The sequence below is a fragment of the Streptomyces sp. LX-29 genome, assembly GCF_029541745.1.
GTDB lineage: Bacteria > Actinomycetota > Actinomycetes > Streptomycetales > Streptomycetaceae > Streptomyces.
This window is the reverse complement of the sequence record NZ_CP089746.1, coordinates 6,745,815-6,761,498: the sequence shown is the minus strand read 5'-3', so window position 1 is coordinate 6,761,498 and position 15,684 is coordinate 6,745,815. Positions and strand designations below refer to the sequence as shown.

12 protein-coding genes and 2 pseudogenes are annotated in these 15,684 nt (G+C 69.0%); 6 read left to right on the top strand and 8 right to left on the bottom strand.

Features of this window, described 5'->3' with window-relative positions:
* Nucleotides 1–121: 121 nt before the first annotated feature.
* From LRS74_RS28480 to LRS74_RS28460, 5 genes and pseudogenes are all read right to left on the bottom strand, one after another.
* Entirely contained in the window at nt 122–1,270 is a 1,149-nt protein-coding gene (locus tag LRS74_RS28480) for a DUF475 domain-containing protein (protein WP_277743666.1), read from the bottom strand.
* 48 nt (nt 1,271–1,318) lie between these two features.
* Nucleotides 1,319–1,708 (bottom strand): annotated as a pseudogene (locus LRS74_RS28475) (TerD family protein); the annotation flags it as partial.
* Nucleotides 1,709–1,746: 38 nt separating this feature from the next.
* A complete protein-coding gene (locus LRS74_RS28470) occupies nt 1,747–2,571 on the bottom strand; it encodes an aspartate/glutamate racemase family protein (RefSeq protein ID WP_277743665.1) in 825 nt (274 codons plus the stop codon).
* 597 nt (nt 2,572–3,168) lie between these two features.
* A pseudogene (locus tag LRS74_RS28465) lies at nt 3,169–3,291 on the bottom strand (GNAT family N-acetyltransferase); the annotation flags it as partial.
* A 235-nt stretch (nt 3,292–3,526) separates the two neighbouring features.
* Nucleotides 3,527–4,153 (bottom strand): TetR/AcrR family transcriptional regulator, encoded by a 627-nt coding sequence (locus LRS74_RS28460; protein ID WP_277743664.1) that lies wholly within the window; start codon nt 4,151–4,153, stop codon nt 3,527–3,529.
* Between the two features lie 99 nt (nt 4,154–4,252).
* On the opposite strand from LRS74_RS28460, the gene LRS74_RS28455 reads away from it, so the two are divergent.
* Nucleotides 4,253–4,906, top strand: a complete 654-nt coding sequence (locus LRS74_RS28455; RefSeq protein ID WP_277743663.1) for a CatB-related O-acetyltransferase — start codon at nt 4,253–4,255, stop codon at nt 4,904–4,906.
* A gap of 58 nt (nt 4,907–4,964) precedes the next feature.
* Nucleotides 4,965–6,161, top strand: coding sequence for a macrolide family glycosyltransferase (locus tag LRS74_RS28450; protein ID WP_277743662.1), 1,197 nt, complete (start codon nt 4,965–4,967; stop codon nt 6,159–6,161).
* Nucleotides 6,162–6,228: 67 nt separating this feature from the next.
* Here the strand turns inward: LRS74_RS28450 and LRS74_RS28445 are convergent, their stop codons facing one another.
* Complete coding sequence (locus LRS74_RS28445; RefSeq protein WP_277743661.1) at nt 6,229–6,513, bottom strand: hypothetical protein; 285 nt, start codon at nt 6,511–6,513, stop codon at nt 6,229–6,231.
* A gap of 477 nt (nt 6,514–6,990) precedes the next feature.
* Between LRS74_RS28445 and LRS74_RS28440 the strand changes: the two genes are divergently transcribed.
* From LRS74_RS28440 to LRS74_RS28425, 4 genes are all read left to right on the top strand, one after another.
* Nucleotides 6,991–8,214, top strand: coding sequence for a caspase family protein (locus tag LRS74_RS28440; protein ID WP_277743660.1), 1,224 nt, complete (start codon nt 6,991–6,993; stop codon nt 8,212–8,214).
* A 136-nt stretch (nt 8,215–8,350) separates the two neighbouring features.
* The gene (locus tag LRS74_RS28435) at nt 8,351–8,761 is read left to right on the top strand and encodes a VOC family protein (RefSeq protein WP_277743659.1); all 411 of its coding nucleotides are present in this window, start codon (nt 8,351–8,353) and stop codon (nt 8,759–8,761) included.
* 308 nt (nt 8,762–9,069) lie between these two features.
* Nucleotides 9,070–9,600, top strand: coding sequence for an AraC family transcriptional regulator (locus LRS74_RS28430; protein WP_277743658.1), 531 nt, complete (start codon nt 9,070–9,072; stop codon nt 9,598–9,600).
* Entirely contained in the window at nt 9,600–10,265 is a 666-nt protein-coding gene (locus tag LRS74_RS28425; RefSeq protein ID WP_277743657.1) for a glyoxalase, read from the top strand. The genes LRS74_RS28430 and LRS74_RS28425 overlap by 1 nt, the downstream gene beginning before the upstream one ends.
* Nucleotides 10,266–10,418: 153 nt before the next feature.
* On the opposite strand, the gene LRS74_RS28420 is transcribed toward LRS74_RS28425, so the two are convergent.
* Nucleotides 10,419–11,915, bottom strand: a complete 1,497-nt coding sequence (locus LRS74_RS28420) for an IPT/TIG domain-containing protein (RefSeq protein ID WP_277743656.1) — start codon at nt 11,913–11,915, stop codon at nt 10,419–10,421.
* Nucleotides 11,916–12,322: 407 nt separating this feature from the next.
* On the bottom strand, nt 12,323–15,490 hold the full coding sequence (locus LRS74_RS28415) for an ABC transporter substrate-binding protein (RefSeq protein WP_277743655.1): 3,168 nt from the start codon (nt 15,488–15,490) through the stop codon (nt 12,323–12,325).
* Between the last annotated feature and the right edge of the window lie 194 nt (nt 15,491–15,684).

The window sequence follows — 15,684 nt, the reverse complement described above, 5'->3', positions numbered from 1 at the left end:
CAGGACGTATCTCTCCCATTCCTGAACGCCCCTTCCAGGACGGTGGTCGGCCACCGGTGGGATTTCGGAGAGGACACCGTCCGCCTGGCGGCGGCCCCGCGGCCCGTGCTGGCGGCCCGGCTCAGACGCCGGAGGAGACCTCAGCCTTCGCGTTGGACCCCGTATCCATTTCCTGGGCCGCCGCCAGCCTGCGGTTGCGCTGGATCGAGGAGAAGAAGGACCAGGCGATCAGGACGACGCCGACGAGCCCCGTGATGACCTCGTGGATCTCGTACTGGATGGTGACGAGCAGGATCACGGCGAGGGCGCCGATCGCGTAGTGCGCGCCGTGCTCCAGGTAGACGTAGTCGTCGAGGGTGCCCTGGCGGACCAGGTAGACCGTGAGCGAGCGGACGTACATCGCGCCGATGCCGAGGCCGAGCGACATCAGGACGATGTCGTTGGTGATCGCGAAGGCGGCGATGACGCCATCGAAGGAGAAGGACGCGTCCAGGACCTCCAGGTAGAGGAACATGAAGAACGCGGCTTTGCCGGCCATCACGACGGCCGGGACCTTCTTGCCGCTCGTCTTGGCCTCTTCCTCGGCCTCGTGCTCGCGCTCCTCCTCTTCCTCGAGCTTGTTCTCGAAGTAGCTGGAGAGGCCGCCGACGATCAGATAGGTGATCAAGCCCGCGATGCCGGCGATCAGGACCGTCTCCGTCTTGTCCGCATGAATGCCGCCGTGCTGGTGGGCGTTGGTGGCGAAGGTCATCGCGGAGACGAGCAGCACGATGAGCGCGATGCAGACGGAGAGCATGTCGACCTTGCCGAGCTTGGCGAGCGGACGCTCCAGCCAGCCGAGCCACTTGATCTCCCGGTCCTCGAAGATGAAGTCGAGGAAGATCATCAACAGGAACATGCCACCGAAGGCTGCGATCGACGGGTGGGCGTCGGTCACCAGCTGCTCGTACGTGTCCTTGTCGTCGACCGCGAGCCGTACCGCTTCGATCGGACCGATCTTGGCACTGATGGCGACGATCACGACCGGGAAGACCAGACGCATGCCGAAGACCGCGATCAGGACACCGATGGTGAGGAAGATCTTCTGCCAGAAGGCATTCATCTTCTTCAGGATCCCGGCGTTGACCACGGCGTTGTCGAAGGACACCGAGATCTCGAGGATGGACAGGATCGCCACGATCCCGAAGCCGGTCCACCCCCCGTAGAACACCGCCGCGATCAGGCCGAGCGCGGTGACCGCGAACGACCAGCCGAACGTTTTCAAAAGCACTGGCTACCCAATCGTTTTGTACGGGGCTCCCCCGCGCCGTACCTGGCTTTACGAAATATTGACCCTGAAGTCTAGAGCGATGCCTCGCAGCCCTGACACATACCCCGGAGCCAACGGCGCGGAACTTCCGCCCGCCGCCGTGCCGGTGGACCTCGCCGAAGAGCATCGCCGTCTCCGTGGACGCGTCTTCGCTGACGTCATAGCGGGCGAGCTCCTGGCCGTCGGCTGGTTCCCCACGCGCATGAACGCGTTGCTGACCTGGTCGAAAGTCTGCACCTGGTTGTCGGCGTCGTGGATCGAGACCGGGAAGACGATCTCGTCGCAGGTGACGAGCACTTCGGAGCGGTCGATGAGGACCGACTCGTCGTCCCCCTTGCCCTTGCCGGTGAGGTTGTCGGCGGTGAGCTCCACCGAGCCGTCGGGGCTCTTCAGCTTGTTGGCCCGAGTTGCACAGCTACAGAGGATCTGGGGCTTGCTCAGATCGCCGGTGCAGCCATCGGGGAACGAGTTACGGCGGAGATGAGAACGTCGCGGGGGACTGGCCCTGCTGCGGCAAGGGCACGGCCCACCGGGTAGGCGTGGGCGCCTACCGGGAGGCTTCCGCGGCGACCGCTGAGTACCACGTCGATGGAGCCCATGGTGCTGTGCGGGGCCCCGGTTCGGTCCAATCGCCGCAGTGTTTGGCGAGCGACTGCCTCCGCGCTGTCGTACAGGGTGGTCCCGGCGGGCAGGCTCTGCAGAATCTCCGGCGCCACCAGGGGGTAGTGCGTGCATCCCAGCACCACGGAGTCGCAATTCTCGGGGGTTCGCTCGGCTGCGTCGGCAATCGCTTCCGCTACCGCGGCCATGTCGCCCTGGTCGATCGCCTCGGCCAGACCGGGGCATGCGACACGCGCGACAGGCATGCCGTTCGCGTAGTCCGCGATCAGGCGATCCTGGTAGTCACTCGACGTGGTCCGGACGGTTGCCCACACGGCGATGGCTTGGCCGGTTGCTGCGGCCGATTTCACGGCGGGCACGGTTCCGATCACGGGCACGCGCGGTTCGAACCTCTCGCGCAGAGCGTCGATCGCGGTGACGGTGGCGGTGTTGCACGGGACCACGATGGCCTCCGCGCCCCGCTGGACGGCCAATTGAGCGGCGGTGAACATGCGGTCCGTAACGAAGGAGGCTGTTCTCGATCCCCAGGGAGCGCCGTCGGGGTCCAGCAGCAGAAGCAGATCGAGTTCCGGGGCGAGGTGCCGAAGCCAGCCCGTAGTGGAAAGGAGTCCAAACCCTGAGTCGATCAATGCCACCGTCATGGGGGCAAGTTACCAGCCAGGTCGTGCCGCCTGGTTGTACCGGTCCTGTTTGCCGCGATCGACCAGTGAGCGGCCCCGCGTGGTCCCGGAACCGCGTCCCACACCCGCGCCGTCGCCGGCGCCTGACCGGCCGAGCACATCGGTTCAGCCCTCACGGTGGCACCGTGGGCAGGCGCAAGGCGGGTACGCGTGCGACATCAGCGGCAGCAGGTCGGGGCCGGGCCGGTACTCGTCCCTTGGCCGCTCGTCCCACATCCGGCCGTCCCGGGAGACCCGGACTGTGCTGAACGAGGTAGGACAACACGCCTCCGAGGACAACGCCGCCCAGCGATATGAGTGTCACCCAGACCTGACCTGACACGGTGGTCATCGTTCCATGCTGTCGCTGAGACGATCTCGCTGTGGCTGGTGTGATCACGGCGTCCGAGCCGCGGAGCGAACTGGGTGCGGTGAGACCGCTCCGCGACCACAGCTCGGCTGGCTCTGAGGTGGAAGCCTCCGCCGTGGCCGACAGCCCTGGAGGACGGCGCCCGGATCTGATGACGACATGACCTGGGACGACGCGTCCGCTGACAGATCCAGCGAAGGTGACTGAGCCTACGCGAGTTCCTTCCGCATCAACGTGCACATCGTTTCGTAGCGGCGCAACGATCCATCAGGGGCTTGCTCGTCCCAGGAATCCGGCTGACGGTCGTACGCGACATAACCCAGCCTTTCGTAGCGCGGGCCACGTCGTACGTGCTGCCCCTGCGGCCTGAGACGGCGAGTAGTTGCTCGGGGCGGCTCGCCTTCGGGGCGCTGGGCCGGTCCGAGTAGCAGGTGTGGGACCTCGGGCAGGGGCGCCGACCGATGATCAGTGGCAGGCTCACCTCTCGCCCGACGGCAGGGCCCTGCTCGACCAGCATGGTCATACGCTGCGGGGCGCGTCCGGCATGCGAAGGTCGCCGCCGGCCGGTCACACGCTCCCTTCCCGACGGACGGAGAAGGCACCCGCGGAAGCCGCCAGGACTGCCGTCTCCGCGGCCCGTTCCGGGAGTCGCGGGTCCGGATCGGCACGCAGGAGTACCAGCTGGTGGTAGAGCGGTGCCGTGGCGGCGATCAGCAGGCTCCGCGCGTCCGTGTGCTGTGCGGGGAGTTCACCGCGCTCGATGGCGCGCTCGACGAGGATCTCGCACTGGGCGTACCGGTCTGTCCACAGCTGCGTCTGGGCCCGCGCGGCCTGTTCGAAGTGGAACGAGGCGGCCATCAAGGCGACGGCGAACGACGGCTGTACGACCAGAGACTCCTGGATCTCCTGGTTGAGGGCCGTCAGATCGCCGCGCAGCGAGCCGGTGTCCGGCGGCAGCCAGTCGATCTCGCCGGCGGCGGCGATGACGTCGACGAGGAGACCGCCGACATCGCGCCAACGCCGGTAGACCGTGGCGCGGTGCACTCCGGCCCGCGTCGCGACACCCTCCATCGTGAGTCCTTCGTGACCGCGTTCGGCGAGTTCGGCGCGCACCGCATCGAGAACCTGGGCGCGGATGCGGGCGGTGCGACCGCCCGGACGGCGGTCCGACGTCGTGTCCAGTGGGTCTGTCATCGGCAATCAGTATCCGGTTGATCAAGACGGCAGGGCTGTGCCAGCATCTTAACGCGACAGTTGTCGCCCTAGGTCCACCAGAGAGGAACCGCCTCCGCGATGCCGCCCTTTCCCGCCGACCCCACCGTGCTCCACCCGATGCCCGAGCACCCGCGCGTGGTTCTGCTCAAGCCGTTGGTGAAGTCGCCGCTGATCGAGGTCGGTGACTTCTCCTACTACGACGATCCGGACGCCCCGACCGCGTTCGAGACGCGCAACGTCCTGTACCACTACGGTCCCGAGCGGCTTGTCATCGGCAAGTACTGCGCGTTGGGGACGGGCACCCGGTTCATCATGAACGGCGCCAACCACCGCATGGACGGTCCTTCCACCTTCCCGTTCCCCACCATGGGGGGCTCCTGGGCGGAGCACTTCGACCTGATCACCGACCTGCCCGGCCGGGGCGACACGGTCGTCGGCAACGACGTGTGGTTCGGCCACGGCGCGATGGTCATGCCCGGTGTACGCATCGGTCACGGCGCGATCATCGCCGCCGGCGCCGTGGTCACCGGCGACGTCCCCGACTACGGCATCGTCGGCGGCAACCCCGCCCAGCTCATCCGCACCCGCTACGACGCTGCGGACATCGCTCGGCTCCTGGCCGTGGCGTGGTGGGACTGGCCCGTGCAGCACATCACCAGGCATGTACGGACGATCATGTCGGGGACCGTCGCCGACCTGGAGGAGGCCGCCGCGCAGATCGAGCGGCCCTGACATCGCGTCCTCGCCACACCGCCCGCACCCGTCCCGCGCCAGAAACGAGTGATCGCCCATGCCCCGTCGCCGCGCCCACATCGCGATGGTCGGCGTCCCCGTCGTCAGCCATGTCCTGCCCAGCCTCGCGCTCATCCGTGAGTTGGTGGCCCGCGGGCACCGGGTCACCTACGCCAACGACCCGTTCGTGGCCGACTGGATCGAGTCCGCCGGCGCGGAGCTGGTGCCCTGCACCTCCACGTTGCCCGTCGCGGACAACGACTGGCCTGCCGACCCCATCGCCGCGGCGAGCCTCTTCCTCGACGACGCCGTCCAGGCGCTCCCGCGACTGCGCGCCGCCTACGACGACGATCCGGCCGACCTGTACCTCTACGACATCGGCGCCTATGCCGCGCGTGCCCTCGCCGAAGCGCAGGGCCGTCCCCTCGTGCAGCTGTCTCCGACGTTCGTCGGCTGGGACGGCTACCAGGAGGACGTCGCGGCGCATCTGCGGAAGCTGCCGGGCGCCGACGCGTACCGGGACAGGTTCGCGCGGTGGCTCGCCGACTGCGGTGCGACCACCACGGACGTGGACACGTTCTCCGGCCCGCCCGCCAGGGCCCTCGCCCTGATCCCGCGAGCGATGCAGCCGCACGCCGATCGAGTCGACACCGACACGGTGACCTTCGTCGGCCCCTGCTTCGACACCCGAGCGGACACGGATGGCTGGACCCGCCCGGCGGCCGCGGACAAGGTGCTGCTGATCTCGCTCGGCTCGGCGTACACGCGCCAGCCCGCGTTCTACCGCCAGTGCGTCGCGGCCTTCGGTGACCTGCCTGGCTGGCACGTCGTCCTCCAGATCGGCAAGTACACCGACCCCGAGGAACTCGGCACCATCCCGCCCAACGTCGAAGTGCACTCCTGGGTCCCGCAGCGGGCGATCCTGGAACAGGCCGACGCCTTCGTGACCCACGCCGGCATGGGCGGCTGCGGCGAAGGGCTCCTCGCCGGGGTTCCCATGATCGCCGTGCCGCAGGGAGCCGAGCAGTTCATGAACGCCGACCGGCTCGTGGAACTCGGCGTCGCCCGCCGTGTGGACACCGCTGACGCCAATGCCGAGACCCTTCGCGCGGCGCTGAACGACCTGGTCACGGATCCGGAACGCGTCGAACGGTCCCAGCGGTTGCAGGCCGCCGCCTGGGCCGAGGGTGGCACCCCGCGCGCTGCTGACCTCATCGAGAACATGCTGGCCGTCGCCGAGGGCCCCGCGCTCTGAGCCGCAGGATTCGTCGGCTCCTCGGACTGGTCCACATCCACGGGATCCGGTACCCCTCCGGAGGCCGTCACCCAGCAGCCGCAACCTGGCCGGCCGTGACCTGGGGAGGGTTGGGGAGCAGTGACGCGAGGTTGTCCCGTACGAAGTCCGCCGCCCTCTTGATCGACTCTTCGGCTCCGGCTTGGTCTTCGAAGACGCTCATCGAGACCATCACCCCACCCCCCGCGTCGATCCAGTAGTAGGCCACGAAGCCCGGGACCTGGCGGAGGAGAGGCACGAATCCCTCGTCCACCCGCCGTCCCGCCTCGGCAGGATCAGTCACCCCTTCATACCGGCGGACCACGGCGTACATGGCTCATCTCCTCATGGATCCCAAGGTCACCTCACCCGAAACGACATACCCCCCACCGCGCGTCCCTCACTCAGGGACGTCCGGAAGGTACTCGAATAGGCGCATCGGAGATCCAAACAGGGCATACGCCAGGCCAGGGCGGGGCGGATCAGCTGCACGGAACTTCGACCAGAGCACGTGACCGCCGCGGCCTGGGGCTGTGCCGTCGGCTCGGTGTCGACTCCGACCATCGAGTCGAGACGTTGGACATCTCACTCAACCCACCGGAGAGCATCGCTCGTTTCGCTGTCTGCCGACGCCACCCCGCCTTAACCTGATCGGTGCCGGCGCTGACAGCACCCACGCAACGCCCCTTTGTGCTCGGTAAGTTGATCGGCGATACCACGGCGACCTCCGGACGATCCTGGCACCATGGGGACATGTCTGAGGCAGGTGAGCCCAAGCTCACGATCCAGGTTCCGCAGGAGCGAGCACGGTGTGATCGCGGGAGCGAACTGCCACGTCCTCCGCAATCCCGCCTCGACCGTCGAGGTCGGCACCGCCCTCTCCCGGGCTGCCGAACAGGCGAGTGACCTGCTGCTGGTCTACTACGGCGGCCATGGGTTGCTGGACGACGACGGCATGCTGCATCTGGCACTGCCCGACACGCAGTCGGCCCGCCCAGGGTGGACGGGCATCCCGCTCGACCTGCTCAAGAGGGACCTGAGCCGGGCGAGGGCAAAGGCCCGGGTCCTGCTACTCGACTGCTGCTTCTCGGGGCGGGCTGTCACGGCCATGGCGAATCCGCGCAATCTGGTGTTCGGCCAGTCGGAGCTGTCCGGCACGTACATCCTCACGTCGACCACGGCAACCTCCCCCTCGCACGCGCCACCCGGCGAGCGGTACACCGCGTTCACCGGCGCTCTGCTGGACGCCCTGGGCTCCGCCGAGCCACTGACGCTCGACGGGATCTACGCACACGTGGACACTGCGCTGGCCAGCCGGGGTCTCCCCCGTCCCCGGCGCCAGGCGGTCAACACCGCAGGTGGCCTCGCCCTGGTGCGCGGACCCGTGCCGATCGGCGTCGCACCCCACCGCCCTCCGCACAAGACACCCGTCTGCTTCGCCAGTCCCCCGGCTCTGACGAGTGCCCGGCGGCGCGCCAGGGGCATCGGGTGCGTAGTGCCGGCTTTCCTCACGTTGCTCATGGCCGTCCTGTACCCGAGGGTCGTGCTGGGGCACGGCTGGTTCATCGTCGCCATTGTTCTGCTGCTCCCGGCGCTCTTGTCGTGGTACCGCGCGGCAGACGACAGCGAGTCCGAACGACTCGTGATCAGCGCCGAGGGCCTGGCGCTCGATCTCATGGTCAATCAGGAGCCGCTCACATCCATATGCATACCCTGGAGTGACATCTCCTACCTGGGCGTACTGCGACAACCCCCATGGGAACCGTGGTGGGCAGTGCGCACGAATGTCCTCGTGGTACGGCCTCGAGCCGAGGTCGCCGTACCGGAGCCTACCGACCTGCTCAAGGGCCGTACGTACTACTTTCGTGGCCGCTTGTTCCAGCACTCGTCCTACGTTCTCCTGACGGATCTCGGCACAGTGCGCGCGGATCCGGAACTCCTGAGACGGGCGATCGAGGACTTCGGAGGAGCTGCCCCGTACCGCACGGAGCGACAGCTCTTCGAACTCGATCCATGGCTGGCACCAGGTCGCTGAGCTCTCTCGAGCATCCGCACGATCCGGGACCGCAGCGAAATTCGTTGCGGCCCGACGTATCCGAATGTCCGGGCGTGTCCGGATCGATCAGGAATCGAGAAGCGCCGTTCACGGAGCCGCCTCTAGCCTGCTCGCCATGGACATCACCATTCACACGACTTCTCTTCCGCACGACGACCCGGACGCGTCGCTCGCCTTCTACCGCGACGTCCTCGGCTTCGAGGTCCGCAGCGATGTCGGGCAGGGCAGGATGCGCTGGATCACGGTCGGCCCGGCCGGTCAGCCGGGCACGTCGATCCTTCTGGCGCCGCCTGCCGCCGATCCCGGCGTCACCGAGGACGAGCGCCGCATGATCGCCGAGATGATGGCCAAGGGGACCTACGGCTGGATCCTGCTGGCCACCCCGGACCTCGACGCCACGTTCGAGAAGGTGCAGGCCGGTGATACCGAGGTCGTCCAGGAGCCGACCGAGCAGCCGTACGGCGTTCGCGACTGCGCGTTCCGCGATCCCGCGGGCAACCTGGTCCGCATCCAGGAGCTGCGCTGAGCTGTGCGGGTATCGGTGCGGCCGTGCGGGCCTACGTCGCGACCCCCGGTAAGGGACTCGGCGGCGCACCAGAGCGGAAGTGCCTGCCGTCCCGGTCGCCCGCACGGGCCGCGTCCGGGTCCTCGTTGAACCGGTCATGAGGCCGGACTCCATCCCGCTGCTGTCCGTAAGTTGCTCGACGGCGGCTGGTCGAGTCCGGCGGGCCGGTCCACACCACCGAGCGTCCAGGGTGCCGGCCGAGGCGGGCACCCCGGACGCTCGAAGACGCCGATGTAAAGAGAAGACGAAAGACGAAGGGGAGGGTTCTCATGTGTAAGCCTGAATGGCAGCGTGCGCGCGTGCAGGCGCAGCGTCTGGCTGATCTCGCGCGGCTGCGCCGCGTCCGCGACCGGATCGACAGGGAGTACGCGCAGCCGCTGAACGTGGAGGCGCTCGCCCGTGATGTGAACATGTCCGCCGGGCACCTGAGTCGGCAGTTCCGGGCCGCCTACGGTGAGTCGCCGTACGCGTACCTGATGACGCGTCGCATCGAGCGGGCGACGGCGCTGCTGCGGCGGGGCGACCTCAGCGTCACCGAGGTCTGCTTCACGGTCGGCTGCGCGTCGCTGGGAACGTTCACCACCCGCTTCACCGAACTGGTCGGCATGCCGCCCGGAGCCTTCCGGCGCCAGGCGGCGGATGCGGCGGATGCGGCGGCCGACCATGTCGATGCTGCGGGTACGGCCCGCGACGCGGGGTCGGCGCTCACGGTGGAGGGGATGCCGGCGTGCGTGGCGAAGCAAGTCTCAAGACCGGTCAGGAATCGAGAAGCCCCGGCCGCCGCGCAGCCCCTAGCGTGATGGTCATGGCAACCACCACTTCCACCGCCGCCAACACGTCCCTCGCGTCCGTCACCCTTGAGGTAGCCGACCTTGAGGCCGCTCGCCGCTTCTACAGCGCCTTCGGCGTGGACACGTACATACGCCTGCGGGCGTCCGAGGCGCACTCCACCGGATTCCGCGGCTTCACCCTGGCCCTCACGGTGTCCGGGCCGGCCACCGTCGACGGCTTCGTCGGCGCCGCCGTGGACGCCGGCGCCACGGTGCTGAAGCCCGCCGCGAAGTCGCTGTGGGGCTACAGCGGCGTCGTCCAGGCCCCGGACGGGACGATCTGGAAGATCGCGACCTCGGCGAAGAAGGACACCGGCCCCGCCACCCGCGAGATCGACGAGGTCGTCCTGCTGCTCGGCGTCGAGGGCGTGAAGGCCACCAAACAGTTCTACGTCGGCCGGGGCCTGACCGTGGCCAAGAGCTTCGGTGGCAAGTACGCCGAGTTCGCCCCCGGTCAGTCCAGCCCCGTCAAGCTGGCGCTGTACAAGCGTCGTGCCCTTGCCAAGGACCTCGGCGTCCCCGCCGACGGCACCGGCTCGCACCGCATCGTCCTCGGCGGCACCGCCGACGCCTTCACCGACCCGGACGGGTTCGCCTGGCAGGCTGCCGCGTCGCTCGCCCCCACGCCGTCCTGACTCCCGTCCCTGCCATACCGATTGACCGGCGAACACGCGCCGATGTGACAGCCGGGCCCTGGCCCGGCTGTCCGGCACGTATACATTCGACCGGTCGGCGGCAAGGGCCCGGGGCCGCTCGAAGGGCCACCCCGGGAACGGGGCCTGCGGACGCTACCGTCCGGTGTAGGTGAACTCGTCGGCCGGGCTGGTGGGAGAGGTGGCCTTGCCGACCGTCACGGTGACGTTCACCGTCTGGTGGTCGTCGAGCTGACCGGGCGCGGTTGCGGTGATCTGGCCGGTGGAGAGGAACGTGACCGCATCGGATGGCTTGTCCTTGAAGTGCACGGTGGCGCCATGGGCGAAGCCCGAGCCGCTGATGGTGACCAGGGTGTCGACCTTTCCGCTGGTCGGGCTGACCGCACTGACCACCACAGGTGCGGGTCCGCCATAGGCGAACTGCCCCATCGCGACGGCCGGGGAGGTGCCGAGGGTGTTGGTGACGCGGACGTGGACGACGCCGGTTCCGTTGGGGACCTTGGCGGTGATCCTGCTGTCGGAGTCGACGTTGCGCGTGGGGCAGGCGAAGTGGCCGAAGTCGACCATGCTGTCCTTGCTGAAACCGGTGCCGTTGATGGTCACCGTGGCGCCTGGTTCGCCGAAGGTGGGGGTCACGCTGGTCACCACCGGCGCGGAAGGGACGGCAGGCGCCCCCACCAGGTCCAGGTAGGTGGAGTTGGCGTGCTGGAAGGCGACCTGGCCGAGGAAGTCCTGGGTGGTCTTGTTGACCAGGTTCTTGGCAAGGCTCGTGTAGCTGGTGTTCATCGGACAGAGCGTGCCCGGCTGGACGTAGACGTTGCCCTTGGTGCGCTGGGAGATCGCCCCGATGAGCAGCTTCACTTCGTCGGTCGCCTGCGGTCCCGGGCTCGGGTACCAGCCGGCGGTGGTGTCGAGATCGGCCCACGCGTGCGGTACCAGGTCGTAGGCGTTGTTGTGGCGCTCGTCGATGACCCACGGCACGGAGTCGAAGTAGTCGGCGAAGCTCTGTACGCCGGCGGTGGGAGCGGCATAGGTGATCACCGCGAACTTCGGCTGTTTCGGCCAGGTCTGTGCCTGCAGGTACAGCGCGAGCATGGTGGCGATGCAACCGCCCAGGCTGTGACCGGTCAGGTAGACGGTCGGCTGCGGCGAGGCGGGCGCCGAGTTGAGCGCGGCGGTGAGCGCCTGAGCGAGCGTGGCGTTCGGGGAGGGTGAGGCGATCGAGCGGGCGTTGACAACCCGTGTGAACGCGTCCATCGCCCCCTTGGAAACGGCGATGGGCTTCGGCGATCCGCTTTCGGGGAACGGGACGACTGTGCCGACATCGAGGTCCTCGAGGATGTCGATCAGATCGGCGTCCGTTCCGCGAGCGATTACGGCGAACTCGTTCGAGCCGTTGGTGCTCCGTGCGATGTAGGCCATGTTCGCGTTGGCCTCGCTCAGGGCGAGCCACACCAGCTTCCACGCACCCTGCGTCGCAAGGCTGGGATCGCTCAGTTGCGCGTTGATGCCGGTGATGATTCGTTCGGTCTGTTGTTGCAGGGTTTCCCCGGACGGACGTGGGGTGGCCCCGGTGGCTGCGAGGGCAGCCAGGGTCACGGTCACCTGGGCGGTAGTCGGATCGGGTGCCATCGTCGTTCCTGCTCCTCGGATGTCTTGCCGGTGCGGAGGCGGGGTGGCCTTTCGGCGGCACCAGTGCAGATCCGTGCCGAACCGGCCGTCAGGGTGGATCGCACACCATCAGACCTCCCCTCTGCGTCGTCCGGTGCTTTCCCTGCCTGCGGGTTGGCCAGGTTCACCTTGTTGGCCGTTCGGCATACGTGTGTGCAGTGCGCCTCGTGCGTGACGCCGCCCACGGTGTCCGGTCGGCTCCCCCGCAGGTCACCCAGGCGCCGTCCCGGACCGCCGCAGGTGGCCGACGCCGTCACCCTGACCTGGTACGAGGACGGCGCACTCGGCACGCCGTACAAGAGCGTCCCCGCGGACGCCCGTACGACGCTGTACGCCTTCGGGTGTGCTGACCTTCCGCCCCACAGGGCTCAGCCCGCGTCGTCCCCGTCGACGCCGACCGCCTGGAGGTCGACCATGCCGTAGGCCCGGCTGACGTACACATTGGTGAGGCGGGGGTTGCGGTAGTTGAGGGATCTCACGGCGACGACCGGGAGGTAATGGGCGCCGTCGGTGAGTCTGTGGTTGAGGGCGCGGTAGAGCTCGGTCACCTTGTCGGGGTCGGTCTCCGCCGTCGCCTGGTCGAACAGGGTGTTGATCGCCGGATCGTCGACCTGGGCGTAGTTGGTGTTGCTGTTCGGGAGGATCAGGCGGCCGTCGGCCAGCGGCGGCAGGAAGCCGGATCCGTGGGGGTAGTCGGAGCCCCAGTTGGTCATGATGAGGCCGTAGCCCTTGTTCTCGACCTCGCTGGGGTTGCCGACCGTGTCGAGGTACCGCGTGAACTCCAGCTGTTCGATCTCGACCTGGATGCCCGCGGCCTTCAGAGCCTGCTTGAGCACCTCGGCGGAGGCCACGTCCTTGGGCCTGTTGTTGCGTACGACGAGCTTGGTGGCGAAGCCGTTCGGGCGTCCGCAGGCGACGAGTTCCTCCTTGGCCTTCGCGAGCCGGGGCTTGCCCGTGGTGAGGTCGAAGGGGTCGTAGGCATCGCTGCCCGGAACGGTCGGGGGCAGCATGTTGCCGTAGCGGGAGCCCGTGGTCGGACCGCCCTGCGCGGTCTGGAGGGCGGTGGTGTCGGCCGCGTACAGGACGGCCTTACGGCAGTGCTTGTTGTCGAAGGGCGCCGTGTTGGACACCATCGCGACGGTTCGGATAACGCCCGAGAAGGGGGCGTCCGCGTTGGCCTTCAGTTTCGGGTCGGCCATGAGCTTGGCGGAGGCGGCCGGGGGCAGGCCGACCTGAGACGCGTCCAAGTCGGCGGTGCCTGCCATGAGGTGCGCGGCCACCTGCTCCGGTGCGGCGGAGACGGTCAGCTCGATGCGGTCGGGCAGCGCCTTGCGCATCGGGTCGGTCGCTGGGTTCCAGTGACTGTTGCGCACCAGGACGAGCGACTTGCCCGGGCTGTACGAGTCGAACCGGTACGGCCCCGACGCGACCGGCTTCGAGCCGTAACGGGCGCCGGTGTCCTTCGACTTGGGCACGGGGGCGGTCGCCCCCATGGCCAGCAGGTGCGGGAACCGCGAGTCGGGCTCGTCGAGACGGAAGACGAGTGTCCGCTCGTCCGGCGCCTCGACCGACTTCAGACCGGTGCCGCCGCTGTCCTTGTACGGGCCCCGGTAGTTCTGGCCCTGGTCCAGAAGCTCCGTGAGATAGGTAGGTCCGCCGTCGATGACGTCCGCCGCGAAGGTCCGTTCGATCGCGTACTTGACGTCCTGGGAGGTGATGGGCGTGCCGTCCTCGAACTTCAGCCCGGACTTGATCCTGACGGTGTACGTCTTTCCGTCGGGCGACACTTCGGGCTGCGCCTCGGCCAGGTCCGGGACGAGTTCGAGGCCCTTTGCGCCGGGCTTGGCGTCGTAGGTGAGCAGCGTGCGGCTGTAGAGCCGCTGCACGTTCCAGACCCAGCCGTAGTAGGCGCGGGCCGGGTCCCAGGAGTCGGCGTCCATGGCGGTGGCAAGGCGGAGCGTGCCGCCCTTCTTCGAGGAGGGGTTGACCACCTTGTCGACGGCGGCGTCGAAGCCGGCGGCGGAAGTGGTGTCGCCGGAGGGCGAGCTCGAACCTCTGCTTTTCCCGGTACCGGTGTTGTTGCTCTTGTTCTTGTCCTTGCCCAGGTTTTCGACGAGGGCGGTGATGCCGCCACCGACCAGCGCCGCCGCGATGGCGATCGCGACGATGCGGCGAGCCCGGGCCCGGCCGCCCGGGCGGGCGGCGGGACGGCCGGGGGTGGTGGCGGGAGAGGCGGGCGTCCACCTGGAGGCGAGGGCCGGCTCACCACCGAGGTGCTGCGGGGTCATCGCGGCGGCCGCCGGGCCGAAGACCGGGGCCGGACTCCCCTCCGGCTCCTGGCCCGGCGTCCGGTCCGGTGCCCGCGTCGGTACGGGCGGTGAGTTCGATGGCAGCGGCGGAGGCGGCAGCGGCGCGGCCGGCGTCACGGCGGGCGTGGCCAGGACCGGCGTGGGCGGCGTGGCGGGCGTGGCCGGGGCCGGCGTGGCGGGCGTGGCCGGGGCCGGCGTGCGCTTCTTGGCCAGGGCGTCCCGGGGGTCGGGCGGCGTGGGGGCCGACCCGGCACCGCCCTCCGCGCCGGCATCCTCGGCACCGTCCGCACCGCCCGGGGTGTCCGCCGACGCGTCCGCAGGCGCGGGACCGGAACCGGCCGGGCGGGTGACCGCCAAGGCCACCGCCTCCGGTAGCCAGGCGGTCTCCTTGGGCAGCCCGCCCCCGTCGGTCGGTCCATCCGTCTCGCCGAGCAACCGGGCGTACTCCGCCAGAAGTTCCGGCACCGTGGGCCGACCACGGGGGTCCTTCTCCAGACACCGGGCGACCAAGTCGGTGTCGGCGGGCAGCCCTTGGAGGTCGGGGGCCTCGTACACGGCACGGAAGTTCACCGAGTGCGGCGATCCGATGCCGAACGGCGGCGTACCCGTTCCAGCGAAGGCGAGGACCGCGCCGAGCGAGAACACATCGCTGGCGGGGCCTATCTGACGTCCCGTCACCTGCTCGGGCGACATGAAGCCGGGCGTGCCGATCACCACGCCCGACCGGGTGAGGACGCTCGCCTCCGTGGCGATGGAGATGCCGAAGTCGATGACACGCGGACCGTCGACGGCGATCAGCACGTTCGACGGCTTCAGGTCCCGGTGGATCAGCCCCGTGGCGTGAATGGCTTCCAGCGCCTCGACCAGGCCGGCCCCCAGGACGAGTAACGACCGTCGGGGCCACGCCCCGTGAGCACGGATCGCCGCGTCGAGCGGCAGGCCGGGGACGTAAGCGGTGGCGAGCCAGGCGGGGGAGCCCTCGGGGTCGGCGTCGACGACCGCCGCGGTGAAGAACCCGGTCACCCGTCGGGCCGCCTCGACCTCCCGGGCGAACCGGCGCCGGAAGTCGGGGTCCTCCGCGAGTTCGGCGCGCACCACCTTCACGGCGACCATGCGGCCGCTGGTGGAACGACCCAGATACACCCGGCCCATGCCGCCCGCGCCGAGGCGCGCGAGGATCCGGTAGCGCCCCACCTGCCGCGGGTCTGCGGCACCCAGCTCTTCCAACGTCCCCCCAGCCGTGATCCCGCCTCCGGTGATCCCAACTCCGGGGATCGTCCGGGGACGATTACATCAGACCCCAGTGCCCCGCCGGTTGCCGCCGTCCCCATCGACCGGTCCGTCCCCGGGGCACCGGGCGTAGCAGAAGAGGTGCTCCTCGGGGGCCGTGTACGACCCCGCGCCGACACCGACGGTCCCGG

Excerpts from the sequence above, each read along its gene's own strand:
- LRS74_RS28445 (WP_277743661.1), bottom strand. The coding sequence starts at position 6,513 with ATGTACGCCGTGGTCCGCCGGTATGAAGGGGTGACTGATCCTGCCGAG.
- LRS74_RS28420 (WP_277743656.1), bottom strand. The coding sequence starts at position 11,915 with ATGGCACCCGATCCGACTACCGCCCAGGTGACCGTGACCCTGGCTGCC.
- LRS74_RS28460 (WP_277743664.1), bottom strand. The coding sequence starts at position 4,153 with ATGACAGACCCACTGGACACGACGTCGGACCGCCGTCCGGGCGGTCGC.
- LRS74_RS28435 (WP_277743659.1), top strand. The coding sequence starts at position 8,351 with ATGGACATCACCATTCACACGACTTCTCTTCCGCACGACGACCCGGAC.
- LRS74_RS28425 (WP_277743657.1), top strand. The coding sequence starts at position 9,600 with ATGGTCATGGCAACCACCACTTCCACCGCCGCCAACACGTCCCTCGCG.
- LRS74_RS28455 (WP_277743663.1), top strand. The coding sequence starts at position 4,253 with ATGCCGCCCTTTCCCGCCGACCCCACCGTGCTCCACCCGATGCCCGAG.
- LRS74_RS28450 (WP_277743662.1), top strand. The coding sequence starts at position 4,965 with ATGCCCCGTCGCCGCGCCCACATCGCGATGGTCGGCGTCCCCGTCGTC.
- LRS74_RS28430 (WP_277743658.1), top strand. The coding sequence starts at position 9,070 with ATGTGTAAGCCTGAATGGCAGCGTGCGCGCGTGCAGGCGCAGCGTCTG.
- LRS74_RS28470 (WP_277743665.1), bottom strand. The coding sequence starts at position 2,571 with ATGACGGTGGCATTGATCGACTCAGGGTTTGGACTCCTTTCCACTACG.